This is a genomic window from Prauserella cavernicola (genome assembly GCF_016595675.1).
Lineage (GTDB): Bacteria > Actinomycetota > Actinomycetes > Mycobacteriales > Pseudonocardiaceae > Prauserella_A > Prauserella_A cavernicola.
Window position 1 is genome coordinate 236,060 of sequence record NZ_JAENJH010000010.1, and the last position, 15,029, is coordinate 251,088.

General features: G+C 70.5%; 13 protein-coding genes. 8 read left to right on the forward strand and 5 right to left on the reverse strand.

The window, feature by feature from the left end:
- Positions 1 to 40 precede the first annotated feature (40 nt).
- On the forward strand, positions 41 to 2,896 hold the full coding sequence (uvrA, locus tag JHE00_RS29775; RefSeq protein ID WP_200324518.1) for an excinuclease ABC subunit UvrA: 2,856 nt from the start codon (positions 41 to 43) through the stop codon (positions 2,894 to 2,896).
- Positions 2,897 to 2,919: 23 nt separating this feature from the next.
- Positions 2,920 to 3,360 carry an SRPBCC family protein gene (locus tag JHE00_RS29780; RefSeq protein ID WP_200324520.1) on the forward strand — a complete coding sequence of 147 codons (441 nt, stop codon included), beginning with the start codon at positions 2,920 to 2,922 and terminating at the stop codon, positions 3,358 to 3,360.
- Positions 3,361 to 3,494: 134 nt separating this feature from the next.
- On the opposite strand, the gene JHE00_RS29785 is transcribed toward JHE00_RS29780, so the two are convergent.
- The gene (locus tag JHE00_RS29785) at positions 3,495 to 4,802 is read right to left on the reverse strand and encodes a cation:dicarboxylate symporter family transporter (RefSeq protein ID WP_200324623.1); all 1,308 of its coding nucleotides are present in this window, start codon (positions 4,800 to 4,802) and stop codon (positions 3,495 to 3,497) included.
- 158 nt (positions 4,803 to 4,960) lie between these two features.
- On the opposite strand from JHE00_RS29785, the gene JHE00_RS29790 reads away from it, so the two are divergent.
- Both JHE00_RS29790 and JHE00_RS29795 read left to right on the forward strand, forming a co-directional pair.
- A complete protein-coding gene (locus JHE00_RS29790; protein WP_372440513.1) occupies positions 4,961 to 6,568 on the forward strand; it encodes an ATP-binding protein in 1,608 nt (535 codons plus the stop codon).
- 37 nt (positions 6,569 to 6,605) lie between these two features.
- Positions 6,606 to 7,280: a response regulator gene (locus tag JHE00_RS29795; RefSeq protein WP_200324522.1), complete on the forward strand. Its 675-nt coding sequence runs from the start codon at positions 6,606 to 6,608 to the stop codon at positions 7,278 to 7,280.
- Positions 7,281 to 7,284: 4 nt separating this feature from the next.
- On the opposite strand, the gene JHE00_RS29800 is transcribed toward JHE00_RS29795, so the two are convergent.
- From JHE00_RS29800 to JHE00_RS29810, 3 genes are read right to left on the reverse strand one after another with little or no spacing between them, the layout of a single operon-like run.
- Positions 7,285 to 8,691, reverse strand: a complete 1,407-nt coding sequence (locus JHE00_RS29800) for a GntP family permease (protein WP_200324523.1) — start codon at positions 8,689 to 8,691, stop codon at positions 7,285 to 7,287.
- Positions 8,688 to 10,283 carry an N-acyl-D-amino-acid deacylase family protein gene (locus JHE00_RS29805; RefSeq protein ID WP_200324525.1) on the reverse strand — a complete coding sequence of 532 codons (1,596 nt, stop codon included), beginning with the start codon at positions 10,281 to 10,283 and terminating at the stop codon, positions 8,688 to 8,690. The genes JHE00_RS29800 and JHE00_RS29805 overlap by 4 nt, the downstream gene beginning before the upstream one ends.
- Before the next feature lie 9 nt (positions 10,284 to 10,292).
- Positions 10,293 to 11,600 (reverse strand): amino acid deaminase, encoded by a 1,308-nt coding sequence (locus JHE00_RS29810; protein WP_200324626.1) that lies wholly within the window; start codon positions 11,598 to 11,600, stop codon positions 10,293 to 10,295.
- An 89-nt stretch (positions 11,601 to 11,689) separates the two neighbouring features.
- Between JHE00_RS29810 and JHE00_RS29815 the strand changes: the two genes are divergently transcribed.
- From JHE00_RS29815 to JHE00_RS29825, 3 genes are read left to right on the forward strand one after another with little or no spacing between them, the layout of a single operon-like run.
- The gene (locus JHE00_RS29815) at positions 11,690 to 12,658 is read left to right on the forward strand and encodes a sugar kinase (RefSeq protein ID WP_307832178.1); all 969 of its coding nucleotides are present in this window, start codon (positions 11,690 to 11,692) and stop codon (positions 12,656 to 12,658) included.
- Complete coding sequence (locus tag JHE00_RS29820; protein WP_200324527.1) at positions 12,655 to 13,422, forward strand: IclR family transcriptional regulator; 768 nt, start codon at positions 12,655 to 12,657, stop codon at positions 13,420 to 13,422. Before JHE00_RS29815 ends, JHE00_RS29820 begins: the two co-directional genes overlap by 4 nt.
- Complete coding sequence (locus JHE00_RS29825) at positions 13,419 to 13,799, forward strand: Rid family detoxifying hydrolase (protein ID WP_200324529.1); 381 nt, start codon at positions 13,419 to 13,421, stop codon at positions 13,797 to 13,799. Before JHE00_RS29820 ends, JHE00_RS29825 begins: the two co-directional genes overlap by 4 nt.
- 6 nt (positions 13,800 to 13,805) lie before the next feature.
- Here JHE00_RS29825 and JHE00_RS29830 read toward each other — a convergent pair whose 3' ends face one another.
- Entirely contained in the window at positions 13,806 to 14,165 is a 360-nt protein-coding gene (locus JHE00_RS29830; protein WP_200324531.1) for a DUF1844 domain-containing protein, read from the reverse strand.
- A 267-nt stretch (positions 14,166 to 14,432) separates the two neighbouring features.
- On the opposite strand from JHE00_RS29830, the gene infC reads away from it, so the two are divergent.
- Entirely contained in the window at positions 14,433 to 15,011 is a 579-nt protein-coding gene (gene infC, locus JHE00_RS29835; protein WP_200324533.1) for a translation initiation factor IF-3, read from the forward strand.
- Positions 15,012 to 15,029 lie beyond the last annotated feature (18 nt).

Below are 15,029 nucleotides of genomic sequence, written 5' to 3' on the forward strand. Positions count from 1 at the left end.
ATTCTTTCGGCACTCCACAGACCAGTGAAGGGACCTTCGGGTGGCTGATCGCCTCGTAGTTCGCGGCGCCCGCGAGCACAACCTGCGCGGGGTCGACATCGACCTGCCGCGCGACAGCATGATCGTGTTCACCGGGCTCTCCGGCTCGGGCAAGTCGAGCCTGGCGTTCGACACGATCTTCGCGGAGGGCCAGCGCCGCTACGTGGAGTCGCTGTCCGCCTACGCCCGCCAGTTCCTCGGCCAGATGGACAAGCCGGACGTCGACTTCATCGAGGGCCTCTCGCCCGCGGTGTCGATCGACCAGAAGTCCACCTCGCGCAACCCGCGCTCGACGGTGGGCACCATCACCGAGGTCTACGACTACCTGCGCCTGCTCTACGCGCGTGCCGGCAAGCCGCACTGCCCGCAGTGCGGCGAGGCGATCAGCAAGCAGACGCCGCAGCAGATCGTCGACCAGGTACTGGAGATGGAGCAGGGCGTCCGGTTCCAGGTGCTCGCCCCGGTCGTGCGCGGCCGCAAGGGCGAGTACGTCGACCTGTTCGCCAACCTTCAGCAGCAGGGCTACGCGCGCGCCCGCGTCGACGGCACGGTGTACTCGCTCACCGAGCCGCCGAAGCTGAAGAAGCAGGAAAAACACGACATCGGGGTGGTCATCGACCGGCTCGCGGTCAAGACCAGCGCGAAGCAGCGCCTCACCGACTCGGTGGAGACGGCGCTGCGACTGGCCGACGGTCTGGTCGAGCTGGAGTTCGTCGACCTGCCCGAGAACGATCCACACCGGGTCCGCGGGTTCTCCGAGAACCTGGCCTGCCCCAACGGTCACGCGCTGGCGATCGAGGACCTCGAGCCGCGCTCGTTCTCGTTCAACTCGCCCTACGGCGCGTGCCAGGAGTGCACCGGTATCGGTGTGCGCAAAGAGGTCGACCCCGAGCTGGTCGTGCCCGACGACGAGCTGTCGCTCGGCGAGGGCGCCATCGCCCCGTGGGCGGGCGGCCAGAGCGCCGACTACTTCGAGCGGCTGCTGGAGTCGCTGGCCGAGACCGTCGGCTTTCGCATGGATCAGCCGTGGCGCAAACTGCCGGCCAAGGTCCAGAAGGCCGTGCTGCACGGCGTGGACGAGCAGGTGCACGTCCAGTATCGCAACCGCTACGGCCGCAGGCGCTCGTACTACGCGAACTTCGAGGGCGTCATCCCGTTCCTGGAGCGGCGCCACGAGCAGACCGAGTCCGAGTTCGCGCGCGAGCGCTACGAGGGCTACATGCGCGAGGTGCCGTGCCCCGCGTGCCAGGGCAGCAGGCTCAAGCCCGAGATCCTCGCCGTGACGTTGGCCCACGCCGAGCACGGCGAGCGTTCCATCGCCGAGGTGTGCGCGCTGTCGGTCGCGGAGGCCTCCGGCTTCCTCGACGACCTCGAGCTCGGTCCCCGCGAGACGATCATCGCGGGCGCGGTGCTCAAGGAGATCCAGGCCCGCCTGCGGTTTCTGCTCGACGTCGGTCTCGACTACCTCTCGCTCGACCGCGCGGCCGGAACGCTCTCCGGTGGCGAGGCGCAGCGCATCCGGCTGGCGACGCAGATCGGCTCCGGCCTGGTCGGCGTGCTCTACGTGCTGGACGAGCCGTCGATCGGCCTGCACCAGCGCGACAACCACCGGCTCATCGAGACCCTGACGCGCCTGCGCAATCTCGGCAACACGCTGATCGTCGTCGAGCACGACGAGGACACCATCCGGTCGAGCGACTGGGTGGTCGACATCGGCCCCGGCGCGGGCGAGCACGGCGGCAAGATCGTCCACAGTGGACCTTACAAGAAGCTGTTGCGCAACAAGGAGTCGCTCACCGGTGCCTACCTCGCGGGCAGGCGCGTCATCGATGTGCCGCAGATCCGGCGCCCGGTGGACAAGAAGCGCCAGCTGACCGTCGTCGGCGCGCGCGAGCACAACCTGCGCGGCATCGACGTGTCGTTCCCGCTCGGCTGCCTGATCTCGGTCACCGGGGTCTCGGGGTCCGGCAAGTCCACGCTCGTCAACGACATCCTCGCCACGGTGCTCGCGAACAAGCTGAACAACGCGCGCCAGGTGCCCGGCAGGCACACCCGGGTCCGCGGCCTGGACAACGTCGACAAGCTCGTGCGCGTCGACCAGTCGCCGATCGGGCGCACGCCGCGGTCCAACCCGGCCACCTACACGGGTGTGTGGGACCACGTGCGCAAGCTGTTCGCCGCCACAACGGAGGCGAAGGTGCGCGGCTACCAGCCCGGCCGGTTCTCGTTCAACGTCAAGGGCGGCCGGTGCGAGGCGTGCGCGGGTGACGGCACCATCAAGATCGAGATGAACTTCCTGCCCGACGTGTACGTGCCGTGCGAGGTCTGCAAGGGCGCCCGCTACAACCGCGAGACGCTCGAGGTGCACTACAAGGGCAAGACGGTCTCCGACGTGCTGGACATGCCGATCGAGGAGGCCGCCGAGTTCTTCGAGCCGATCAAGGCGATCCACCGGCACCTGCAGACGCTGGTGGACGTCGGCCTCGGCTACGTCCGGCTCGGTCAGCCGGCGCCGACGCTCTCCGGCGGTGAGGCGCAGCGCGTGAAGCTCGCCAGCGAGCTGCAGAAGCGCTCCACCGGCAAGACCGTGTACGTGCTCGACGAGCCCACGACGGGCCTGCACTTCGAGGACATCTCGAAGCTGCTCGGTGTCATCAACGGCTTGGTGGACAAGGGAAACACGGTGATCGTGATCGAGCACAACCTCGACGTGATCAAGACGTCGGACTGGATCGTCGACATGGGTCCCGAGGGCGGCTCCGGTGGCGGCATGGTGATCGCGGAGGGCACCCCGGAGCAGGTCGCCGACACCGAGGAGAGCTACACCGGGCAGTTCCTCAAGCCGGTACTGGCCTGAGTTCGCGCGGCATACTTGGCGGTGTGCCGCTGACCCGTTACCGGTTTCGTTCCGCGTGGCTGCTCGGCGCACCCGCGCCGCGGGTGTTCGCCGAGCTCGTCGACCTGGCGAACTACCCGGTGTGGTGGCCGGACGTGCGTTCGGTGAGCCGCGTCGACGAGCGCACGGCCGAGCTGGTGTGCAGGGCGAGCCTGCCGTTCGCGTTGCGGCTGCGGATGACCCGCGTCGAACAGGACGAGCGCGCGGGGCGGCTCGGCGTCGCGCTGACCGGTGACCTCGAGGGCTCGCTCACCGGGCACGTCCAGCCGTGCGCCGACGGCACGTGGCTCGAGATCGCGCAGCACGTCGTGGTGCGCAAGCGGTTGCTGCGCGTGCTCTCGCCCGTCGCGCACCCGGTGTTCCGGGTCAACCACGCGGCGATGATGCGGCGTGGGCTGCATGGCCTGCGCGCGCGGCTCGACTGAACCGTCCGGACAGAGAAAACCGCCAGGTCCTGCCCGCGATCGCGAGCAGGACCTGGCGGTCGGTCGAACCCCAGTGTGCTGGAGTTCCTCGGGGCCGGCCGGGGGATGACGAGTACGCCGGCTCCGGAGCCGCGCTAGACGGTCGCCGGTTCCTTGGCGGGATCCGCCTCGGGTTTGTGATCGTCGACGAGGGTCGCTTCGTTGAACGGGTCCTCGCCGGAGAACACGCGGTGTGCCTGCTCCCGGTCGAACTCCTTGGTCCACGATCCGATGAGCACCGTGGCCACCGCGTTGCCCGCGAAGTTGGTCAGGGCGCGGGCCTCGGACATGAACCGGTCGATGCCGAGGATGAACCCGACGCCGTCGACCAGCTCGGGCCGGTGCGACTGCAGGCCACCGGCCAGGGTCGCGATGCCGGCGCCGCTGACACCCGCCGCGCCCTTCGACGCGATGACCATGAACACCAGCAGCGAGATCTGCTCGCCGATGCCCAGCGGGCTGCCCTGGGCCGTGGCGATGAACAGCGTCGCCATGGTCAGGTAGATCGCGGTGCCGTCGAGGTTGAACGAGTACCCCGTCGGCACGGTGATGCCGACCACCGGCTTGCTGACCCCGAGGTGCTCCATCTTCGCGATGAGCCTCGGCAGTGCCGACTCCGACGACGAGGTGGACACGATCAGCAGGAACTCGCGGCCGAGGTAGCCCAGCAGCCTGAACACGTTGATCCGCGCACCGAACCACAGCACCGAGCCCAGCACGCCGAACACGAACAGCAGGCAGGTGACGTAGAAGCCGATCATGATGACCGCGAGGCTGCGCAGCGCGCCCCAGCCGGTCTCGCCGACCACGGCGGCGATCGCGCCGAACGCGCCGACCGGCGCGGCCCACATGATCATCGCCAGGATGCGGAACACGAGCCGCTGGATGTGCTCGATTCCGCGCAGGACCGGCTCGCCGGCGCGGCCCATCTTCTGCAGCGCGAACCCGGCGAGCAGCGCGACGAGCAGCGTCTGTAGCACCGAGCCGTCGGTGAAGGCCGACACCATGCTCTCGGGGATGATCCCGAGCAGGAAGTCGACGGTGCTCTCGCTGCCCTCGGAGGCCTGGTCGCGGACTGTCGCCGCGGCCTCGGGGTCGAGCTGCATGCCCTCGCCCGGGTGCAGGATGTTGCCCACCACGAGGCCGATTCCCAGCGCGAACGTGGACATCACAAGGAAGTAGGACACGGCCAGCAGGCCGACCTTGCCGACCTTCGCGGCCTTGGTCACGGAGCCGATGCCGAGCACGATCGTGCAGAAGATGATCGGGCTGATCATCATCTTGATGAGGTCCACGAAGCCGCTGCCGAGCGGCTTGAGTTCCTTGGCGAAGTCGGGAACGGCGAACCCGACGATGATACCGAGCACCACAGCGGCGATCACCGCGATGTAGAGGTAGTGCATGCGGTCGCGACGCTTCGGCGCCTGGCCTGCCGTTGTCGACGGTTCAGGCAACGTTGCCTCCTCGGGTCAAATTTCGTCAGGACGACTATCGGCACCGGCCGGGTGAGGGTCACGGTTGTGTTCATTTCGTTCGCCGGTGGCTGTGATGTCATGTGCGCGTGCGTCTGCGTTCGACCGACCCGTCCCGCCGTGGCTGGAGCCTCGCCCGCCAGCTGCTCCTGCTGCAGGTGGTGCTGGTGAGCCTGCTGGTGGGCGGCGGTGCCCTGCTCGCCTATCTGGACGCGGCGCAGGCCACCGACGAGAAGGCGACCGACGAGGTCGTGTCGGTGGCGGCGACGCTGGCCGACTCTCCGGGCGTCCGCGATGCGCTGACCTCGCCTGATCCGAGCGCCGAGCTACAGCCCTTCACCGAGCAGGTCAGGGCGGACACGGGCGTCGACTTCATCACGATCATGAACAGGGCGGGGATCCGCTACACCCACCCGAATCCGGAGCTGATCGGCAAGCGGTTCATCGGCAACACCGCGCCCGCGCTGCGGGGAGAGGTGTTCACCGAGACCTACACGGGCACGCTGGGACCCTCGGTCCGTGCGGTACTGCCCGTGTTCGGCACCGACCGCAAGGTGCTCGGACTGGTGTCGGTGGGCATCACCGTGGACGCCATCTCGGCCGAGCTGAGCCAGCGACTGCCGCCCGTGCTGGCCGTGGCAGGCGGTGTGCTCGTGGTCGGCATGGCGGGCAGCTACCTGGTGAGCGCGCGCCTGCGCAGGCAGACGCGCGGGTTCGCGCCTGCGGAGCTCAGCGGCATGTTCGAGTACTACGAGGCGATCCTGCACTCGGTGCGCGAGGGGCTCGTGCTCGTCGGCAGGGACGGCAGGGTCGTGCTGTGCAACGACGCCGCGCGCGAGCTGCTCGCCCTGCCCGACGACATCCGGGGCAGGGCGGTGGGCCAGCTCGGCCTCGCGCCTGAGCTCGTGTCCACCTTCGTCTCCACAGAGCCCGCGAGCGACGAGCTGCACGTGACCGAGACGCGGGTGCTGCTGGTCAACACCGTGCCCGTGCGCTCGCGCGACCGCGCGATGGGCACCGTCGTGACCCTGCGCGACCACACCGAACTGCAGAGTCTCACCGGCGAGCTCGACACCGTGCGCGGTTTCGCGGAGTCGCTGCGCTCGCAGGCGCACGAGTCGGCCAACCGCCTGCACGCCGTGGTGTCGCTGGTGGAGCTGGGCCGCGTGGAGCAGGCGGTCGAGTTCGCCACGGCGGAGCTCGAGACGGCGCAGCAGCTCACCGACCGGGTGGTGGGCGCGGTCGCGGAGCCCGTGCTCGCGGCGCTGCTGCTGGGCAAGTCCAGCGAGGCCAGCGAGCGCGGCGTCGAGCTGGTGCTCACCGAGGACACGGCGATGGACGACACCACGCCGCACATCGACTCGCGCGACCTGGTGACCATCGTCGGCAACCTGATCGACAACGCGGTGGACGCGGCGATCGAGGAGGCGGCGGAGCGCGCGCCCCGCATCACGGTCACCGTGCGGACCGACGACGGCGAACTGCTGATGCGCGTGGCCGACACCGGGCCGGGCATCGCCGACGCCGACGCGACGGACATCTTCCGCAGGGGCTGGTCGACCAAACCCGGCGGGGGAGCCGAGGGCAGGGGCCTCGGACTCGCGCTGGTGGGGCAGGCCGTGCGCAGGCACGGCGGCACCGTGAATGTCGTCAACGATCCCGGCGCCGTGTTCACCGTGCGGATCCCGCTCCGGTGAGCTGCTGTTACGGTTCCGCGAGAAGGGACGTCACCCGATGATCAACGTGCTCGTGGTGGAGGACGACCCGGTCGCGGCCGACGCACATCGGCAGTATGTCGAGCGCGTGGCCGGTTTCACCGTCGCCGGGGTGGTGCACGCCGGCAACGAGGCGGTGCGGTTCTGCGGACGGCATCGCGTCGACCTCGTGCTCCTCGACTTCTACCTGCCCGACACCCACGGCCTCGCCGTGTGCCAGGCCCTGCGCGCCGCGGGCACGCCGGTGGATGTGATCGCCGTGACCTCGGCGCGCGACCTCGCGGTGGTGCGGGCCGCGGTGTCGGCCGGGGTGGTGCAGTACCTGCTCAAGCCGTTCACGTTCGCGTCGCTGCGGGACAAGCTGGAGCGCTACGCCATGTTCCGCGAGCACATTGCCAAACCGGGCGAGGTCAGCGGACAGGCCGATGTGGACCGGATGCTCGCGACCCTGCGCACGCCCGACCACGGCGCGTTGCCGAAGGGCATGAGCGGGGCGACTCTCGACGCGATCAGCGCGGTGCTCGTCGAGGCCGCCGACGGGCTGTCGGCGGCGGCCGTCGCCACGTCCACGGGCGTCTCGCGCGTCACCGCGCGCCGTTACCTCGAGTACCTCGCCGACAACGGGCTCGCCGAGCGCAGGCCGCACTACGGCAGCGTGGGCCGTCCCGAGGTCAGGTACTCGCCGCTGTCGTGACGCGTCACGACACGAACACCATCAGCAGCGCGGCCATGCCGAAGCCGACCAGCGACAGGATCGTCTCCAGCACTGTCCACGTCTTGAACGTGTCCTGCACCGAGATCCCGAAGTAGCGGGAGACGATCCAGAACCCGCCGTCGTTGACGTGCGAGGCGATGATCGAGCCCGCCGCGATGGCGACCACGAGCAGTGCCAGCTGGGGCTGGGAGTAGCCGAGCTGGGCCACGGTCGGCGCCACGATGCCGCTGGTGGTCACGATCGCGACCGTCGCCGAGCCCTGCGCGATGCGCATGCCGCAGCTGATCACGTAGGCGGCGAGGATCACGGGCAGGCCGGCCGAGTCGAGCGAGTTCGCCACGGCGTCCCCGATGCCGGTCTCCGCGAGCACGGTGCCGAAGAACGCGCCCGCGCCCACCACGAGCAGGATCATCGCCACCGGCCGCAGCGCCGTGCTCGACAGCTCGCTGAGATCCTTCGCCGTCATGCCGCGCCGGGTGCCGAGCAGCCAGAACGCGAGCAGCACCGTGATCGTCAGTGCCACGGCGGGCGTGCCGACGAACGTCGCCACACCGGTCAGCGTCGAGCCCGAGGGCAGCCAGATGCTGCCGAACGTGCCGAGCAGGATCAGCACCAGCGGTACCGCGATGATCGACGAGACCAGCCCCAGCGAGGGCGCGCCGGTGGCGGCGCCGGGGCCTTCCTGTTTGGACGCGGCCAGCATCTCCTCGGGCACGGGCACGTCGATGCGCTTGCCGATCCACGACGAGAACAGCACGCCGCCGATGAACCACGCCGGCAGCGACGCGAAGGCGCCCATGAGGATGACCCAGCCGAGGTCGACGCCCAGCAGCCCCGCCGCGGCGACCGGGCCCGGGTGCGGCGGCAGGAACGCGTGCGTCACCGACAGCCCGGCCAGCAACGGCATGCAGTACAGCAGGATCGACTTGCCGCCCTGCTTCGCCGCCACGTAGACCAGCGGCGCCAGGACGAAGATGCCGATGTCGAAGAACACGGGCACGCCGAAGATGAGCCCGGCGATGCCCATCGCGAGCGGAGCCCGTTTCTCGCCGAAGGCCCGCAGCAGTGCCGAGGTGAGCACCTGCGCGCCGCCGGACTTCTCCAGCACCGCGCCGAGCATCGTGCCGAGCCCGATGATGGCCGCGATGTGCCCGAGCACGCCGCCGAACCCGGACTCCAGCAGCGAGTCCGACGCGCTCTGCGCCGACCCGACGAGGGAGCCCACCGGCACGCCCGCGGCCAGCGCGGTCAGCAGGCCCACCACGATGAGCGCGATGAACGGCTCCAGCTTCGCGCGGATGATCAGCAGCAACAGCACCGCGATCGACACCCCGGCCAGCGTCAGCAGCCCGGCCGTCGACTCCTGGAGCCAGGTCACGAATCCCGTCACGCGGTCCTCCCTGGGCAGCGCAGAGAGCCACCGGCGAGGGCTCCGGTGGGCCTGCCGTCGTCGATCGCGGCGACGCCGTTGACGAACACGTACGGAATGCCCTCGGCCTGCTGTCTCGGCTGGTCGAACGTCGCCGTGTCGGCGACGGTCCCGGGATCGAACAGCACCAGGTCGGCGGCGTAGCCCTCCCTGACCAGCCCGCGGTCGGGCAGCCGCAGCCTGCGGGCGGCCCTGCCGGTGAGGTGCGCGACGCACTCGGCGAGCGAGAGCACACCGAGCTCGCGCACGTAGTGGCCGAGGTAGCGCGGGAACGTGCCCCACGCCCTCGGGTGCGGACGATCGCCGACCAGCAGCCCGTCGCTGCCTCCGGTGTGCGTGCGGTGCAGCATGATCGCGCGCACGTTCTCCTCGTGGCCCACGTGCATCAGGCACGACGTGCCGAGCCGTTCGGCCAGCAGCACGTCGAAGTAGAGCTCGCTGGGTGGCCTGCCCTGTGCGGTGGCCGAGTCGGCGACGCTGTGGCCGACGAGGTGCGCGTTGGCCGGGTCGCGGACGCCGTTGATCTCGATGGCGGCCCAGTCGATCGGCACCCCGTGCGCGCCGTCGGAACCGGTCTCCTCGATCTCGGCGCGGATCCGCTCGCGAGTGTCCGGATCGGACAGTCGAGCGAGCGTGGCGTCCAGTCCGCCCTCGGCGGCCCAGCTCGGCAGCAGTGCGGACAGATACGTCGCGCCGGGCAGGTACGGGTAGGTGTCGAGCGTGATGTCGCAGCCGTCGGCGAGCGCGTCGTCGAGCAGTGCCAGTAGCTCCGGCGCCCTGCCCTTGTTGACGGAGAAGTTCATCGTCGCGTGCGCCAGGTGCAGCGGGCAGCCCGAGCGCCGGGACACCTCGACCATCTCGCCGAACGCCTCCAGCGCGCCCGCGCCGTAGCTGCGGTGGTGCGGGCTGTAGTACCCGCCGTGCTCGCCCGCCACCGTGCACAACGCCACGAGCTCGTCGGTGCTCGCGTACATGCCCGGCGTGTAGGTGAGCCCCGACGACAGGCCGAACGCGCCGTGGCCCATGCTCTCGGCGACGAGCCGCCGCATGGTGTCCAGTTCGGACTCGGTGGCGGGCCGGTCGGCGAACCCGACCGCGAGCATCCGCACCGAGCCCTGCGGGATGAGGTACGCGGCGTTCACGGCGATGCCCTCGTCGAGCCGGTCGAGGTACTCGCCCACGGAGCGCCAGTTCCAGTCGAACCCGGGTGGGTCGTCGTTCCAGCCGGCCAGCTGGGCGCGCAGTGCCGCCAGCGTCGTGTCGTCGACGGGCGCGTAGGAGAGCCCGTCCTGGCCCAGCACCTCCGTGGTGACGCCCTGCGAGACCTTCGCGAGGTGGTCCGGCTCGGCGAGCACCTGGATGTCGGAGTGCGCGTGCATGTCGATGAACCCCGGTGCCAGCACCAGCCCGGTGCCGTCGATGACGCGCGTCGCGGTGAGCGAGCCCGGCTCGCCGAGCGCGGCGATGCGCCCCTCGCCGATGCTCACATCGCCCTCGTACGGCTCGCCACCAGTGCCGTCGGCGATCAGTGCGCCGCGCAGGACCGTGTCCATCTCGGCCTCCTAGAAGTAGGTGCGAACCAGATCCACGATGGTGTCGCCGTCCTCGCCGACGACGGGCACGACCGGCCACTTGTCGAACACCGTGCAGGGATGGGAGAGCCCGAGCCCCACCCAGTCGCCGACCTCCAGCGCGGAGCCGGGCGGCAGCGCCACGAACGCGTGCTGGTCGTTGAGCTTGGTGACGGTGTGGCCGGTCAGTTCGCGCACCGGCCCGCCGAGGGGCCGGTGCAGCTGCGGCTCCGGCATGCCCTCGTCGAAGGACGCGTCGCGCTTGCCGAGGGTGAGCAGCGCGGTGCCCGGCTCCGGCCGCGACGTCACCTGCGCCCACGCGCGCAGCGCGGGCTTCAGCGGCGTGCCCTCCACCCGCGGCGTCGCCCCGAGCGGGGACTTCGCGCGGTAGATGCCGTCGTCGTGGGTCAGGTAGGCGCCGCTGCGCAGGACCGGCAGCACGCTGAGGCCGGCGGGCCACCCGCTGGTGAGGCCCTGGGCGACGAGATCGAAGTAGGCGCTGCCGCCCGCGGTGGCGATCAGCGGCTCGTCCTCGGCGCAGAAGCCGCCCTCGGCCAGCGCGATCGTGAGCGCCCGCAGCTCGTTCACGTAGGACGTGATGCGGGCCAGTGCCTCAGGGCCGGTGTCGTGGGCGAGCGCGCCCTCGTACCCGCCCGCGCCGCGCAGCCGCAGAGCCGGGCTGTCGCGCACGGCGGCGGCGACGGCGAGCGCTGTCCCGCGGTCGCGCACACCGGTGCGCCCGCCGCTCGCGCCCAGCTCGACCAGCACGTCGACGGGCCGGGACGCACCTGCCAGCGCTTCGGCCATCAGCTCGACCCCGCGCACGGAGTCGGCCCAGCAGCAGAACTCGAACCCCGGGTCGCGGTCCAGCTCGGCGGCGAGCCAGCGCAGGGCGACGGGGTCGACGAGCTGGTTGGCCAGCAGCACGCGCGAGACGCCGAACGCGCGGTACACGCGCAGCTGGCTGGCGTTGGCGGCGGTGATGCCCCACGCACCGTGCTCGAGCTGCTTCGCGAACAGCTGCGGCGCCATCGTGGTCTTGCCGTGCGGGGCGAGTGCCACGCCGTGCTCGGCGCACCAGCCGGCCATCGCCCGCAGGTTGTGTTCCAGTGCGGGCCCGTCGAGCACCACGATCGGCCCGACGAAGCCGTCGGAGAAGAGCCTGGCCCCGCTCGCCGCCGCCTCGGCGAGCGGAAGGCCTTCCCAGTTCGAGGGCAGGGCCTTGAACCGCCAGCCGAGCCGCTCGTCGCCGAGGGCGCGCAGGGCGTCGGTGTCCAGCGTCGCGGGAGTGCGTTGCATCATGTGCAACGCTGATTGCGTAGAACGCATTCGAAAGGTGTAGCATCGCGCTCGCAGCAAGGTCAACGCTTGAATTCGGAGGGCAACACGTGGTCGAGGTGCTGTGTGTCGGCGAGGCGATGGCGGTGTTCGCGCCGGCCGAGCCGGGGCCCGCACACGCGGTGCGCACCTGGCGGCGGACCATCGGCGGCGCGGAGTCCAATGTGGCCAGAGCACTTGCCGCGCTGGGCGTGCCGAGCGCGTGGGCCGGTGCGGTCGGCGACGACTCGTTCGGCCGGGCACTGCTCGCCGAGCTCGCCGCCGACGGCGTCGACGTCACCGGCGCCTACACCGATCCCGCGCGGCCGACCGGGCTCTACGTCAAGGAAAGTGCCGCTTCCGGCAGCCCGATGCGCTACTACCGCGGCGGTTCGGCCGCCTCGGCCATGGACCCGAGCCTGGTGTCCACAGTGGATTCCCTCGCGCCGAGGCTGGTACATCTGTCCGGCATCACGCCCGCGCTCTCGCCCGGCTGCCACGACCTCGTTCGCGCGCTGCTGGCGACGCCGAGGGAATGGCTGGTCTCGTTCGACGTCAACTGGCGGCCCGCACTGTGGGCGGGCCGCGACCCGGCCGAGGTCGCCGACCTCGCCGCGCAAGCGGACCTGGTGCTCACCGGCGACGACGAGGCCGTGCACGTGTGGGGCACCGGCGATCCCGGCAGGCTGCGGGAGCTGCTGCCCTCGCCGGCCACGGTGGTGCTCAAGCACGGCGAACGCGGGGCAACGCTGCTGGAGCACGGCAGTGCGCCGGTGTTCGAACCCGCGCCGGCCGTCGACGTGGTCGAGCCCGTCGGGGCGGGCGACGCGTTCGCCGCCGGGTTCCTCGCGGCCACCCTGCGCGGCGAGGACGCCCGCACACGGCTGCGTGCGGGTCACCTGCAGGCCGCCGCGACGCTGCTCACCCACGACGACGTCGGCAGGCCGCTTCCCTCCGACGTCGTGGCCGGACTGCTGCGCGCCGACGACCCCGCGTGGGCGGCGGCCCGGCTCTCCGGCGAGGCGACGGTGCGCGGATGAGCCAGAGCCTCGACCGCGCGCTCACTCTCGTCGCCGCGCTGGCCGACGAGACCAAGACCCTCGACCAGCTCGCCGAGGAGGTCGGCGTGCACAAGTCGACCGTCCTGCGCCTGCTGCGCACGCTCGAGTCCCACCACTTCGTGCACCGCGAGGGTGCCCGGCACTACCGCCTCGGCAGCGCGCTGTTCGATCTCGCCAACCGATCGCTGGAACAGCGCGACGTCCGGCGCAGCGCCGAACCCGCGCTCGCCGCGCTCAACGAGCGCACCGGGCACACCGTGCACCTCGCGAGCTTCGAGGACGACGAGGCCGTCTACATCGACAAGTTCGAGGGCCACCACTCGGTGCGCATGTACTCCCGCGTCGGTAAGCGCGCCCGGCTGCACTGCACCGCCGTCGGCAAGGTGCTGGTCGCGGCGCTGCCGCCAGCCCGGCGCGAAGAACTGGCCCGCTCGCTCGAGTACCCGGTGTTCACCGCCGGCACCATCGGCGACGCCGAGGCCTACCTCGCCGAGCTGGACCGCGTGCTCGCATGCGGGTACGCGCTCGACGCCACCGAGCACGAGGACTTCATCCACTGCATCGCGGCACCGGTGCGCGGAGCCCGCGGCGAGGTGCTCGCCGCGCTGTCGCTGTCGGTGCCCACGATGCTGCTCGACATCGACGGCCTGCTGGCACTGGTCCCGGACCTGCTGGCTGCCGCGGAGGAAGCGTCCGTCCGCTGTGGATGGTCGAAGAAGGAACAGGGAGGAACCAGCCGATGACGAACGGTGCGATCAGCACGGACGCCGCGCCGAAGCCGGTCGCCGCGTACTCGCAGGCGAAGCGCAAGGGCAACATCCTGCAGCTGGCGGGTCAGGTGGGCATCGACCCCGCCACCGGTTCGGTGGTCGAGGGCGGCGTCGCCGAGCAGACCCGTCAGGTGTTCGCCAACCTCGAGGCTGTGCTCGAGGCGGCGGGCGCGAGCATGGCCGACGTCGTGATGATGCGCGTCTATCTCACGGACACCGCGCACTTCGCCGAGTTGAACGAGACCTACAACCAGCTCATCGTCGAGCCCTACCCGGCGCGCACGACCGTGTACGTCGGGCTCCCGGCGGGGCTGCTCGTGGAGGTCGACGCGCTGGCTGTACTCGACTAGCGCCGGTCAGTAGACGGGACCGGTGTACTTCTCGCCGGGACCCTGACCCGGAGCGTCCGGCACCGCGGAGGCCTCCCGGAACGCCTTCTGCAGGGACTGCAGGCCGTCGCGCAGCGGAGCCGCGTGCAGGCCGAGGTATTCACCGGAGGCCGTGACCAGCCCGGCCAGCGCCGTGATGAGCCTGCGGGCCTCGTCGAGGTCGCGGTGCGGGCTGTTCTCCGGGTCGGGGTCGGCGAGGCCGAGCCGTTCCGCTCCCGCGGAGAGCAGCATGACCGCCGCCCTGCTGATGACCTCCACGCTGGGGATTTCCCGGAGCTCGCGGTCCTCCGGGGAATTTTCGGGCTGCTGAGAAGCGTTGTGCACCACGTCTGGTACCCTTCCACGAGCGACCAGCCTCCGAGCGATCGGGGGCCGCAAGTGGAGCCCCGCTCCCACCCGAGTCGCCGCGCACGATGAGGCGGCCGGGTCCGGTCCCGCAACGTACGAGCGGATTCATTCGTTCCCTGCGTTGGCGGAACGCCTGGTACCCCCAGGCATCGATCGGATCAAGGGCCCCGCACACCAGTACGAAGAGTACGTGTGACCGGGGCCCGTGGTATGTGGGCACCAGGGTCGAGATGAGAACAGCGACACTTGGACCAAGGAGGCCCCATCAGCTCCGAGACGCGCATCAATGAGCGCATCCGTGTCCCCGAGGTTCGCCTCGTGGGGCCGAACGGCGAGCAGGTCGGCATCGTCCGCATCGAGGACGCACTGCGGCTCGCCCAGGAGGCAGACCTCGACCTCGTCGAGGTCGCCCCGCAAGCACGTCCGCCCGTGGCCAAGCTCATGGACTTCGGCAAGTTCAAGTACGAGAGCGCGCAGAAGGCCCGCGAGTCGCGCCGGAACCAGCAGCTGACCGTCATCAAGGAACAGAAGCTGCGTCCCAAGATCGACCAGCACGACTACGAGACGAAGAAGGGCCACGTGTCCCGCTTCCTCGCCGCTGGTAACAAGGTCAAGGTGACGATCATGTTCCGCGGTCGGGAGCAGTCGCGGCCCGAGCTGGGTTTCCGGCTTCTGGCGAAGCTCGCGGACGACGTCGCCGAGCTCGGCTTCGTGGAAGCTTCGGCGAAGCAGGACGGCCGCAACATGATCATGGTGCTGGCGCCGCACAAGAACGCGAAGGCAAAGTCGAAGGCGGCGAAGGAGACCGAGTCCGCCGAGTCGTGAGGGCCAGCGTCGGCCGAA

What these genes read in the sequence shown, in the direction of transcription:
- JHE00_RS29785 (WP_200324623.1), bottom strand. Translation starts at nt 4,802, where the DNA reads ATGCACTACCTCTACATCGCGGTGATCGCCGCTGTGGTGCTCGGTATC.
- JHE00_RS29795 (WP_200324522.1), top strand. Translation starts at nt 6,606, where the DNA reads ATGATCAACGTGCTCGTGGTGGAGGACGACCCGGTCGCGGCCGACGCA.
- JHE00_RS29805 (WP_200324525.1), bottom strand. Translation starts at nt 10,283, where the DNA reads ATGGACACGGTCCTGCGCGGCGCACTGATCGCCGACGGCACTGGTGGC.
- JHE00_RS29810 (WP_200324626.1), bottom strand. Translation starts at nt 11,600, where the DNA reads ATGCAACGCACTCCCGCGACGCTGGACACCGACGCCCTGCGCGCCCTC.
- JHE00_RS29820 (WP_200324527.1), top strand. Translation starts at nt 12,655, where the DNA reads ATGAGCCAGAGCCTCGACCGCGCGCTCACTCTCGTCGCCGCGCTGGCC.
- JHE00_RS29825 (WP_200324529.1), top strand. Translation starts at nt 13,419, where the DNA reads ATGACGAACGGTGCGATCAGCACGGACGCCGCGCCGAAGCCGGTCGCC.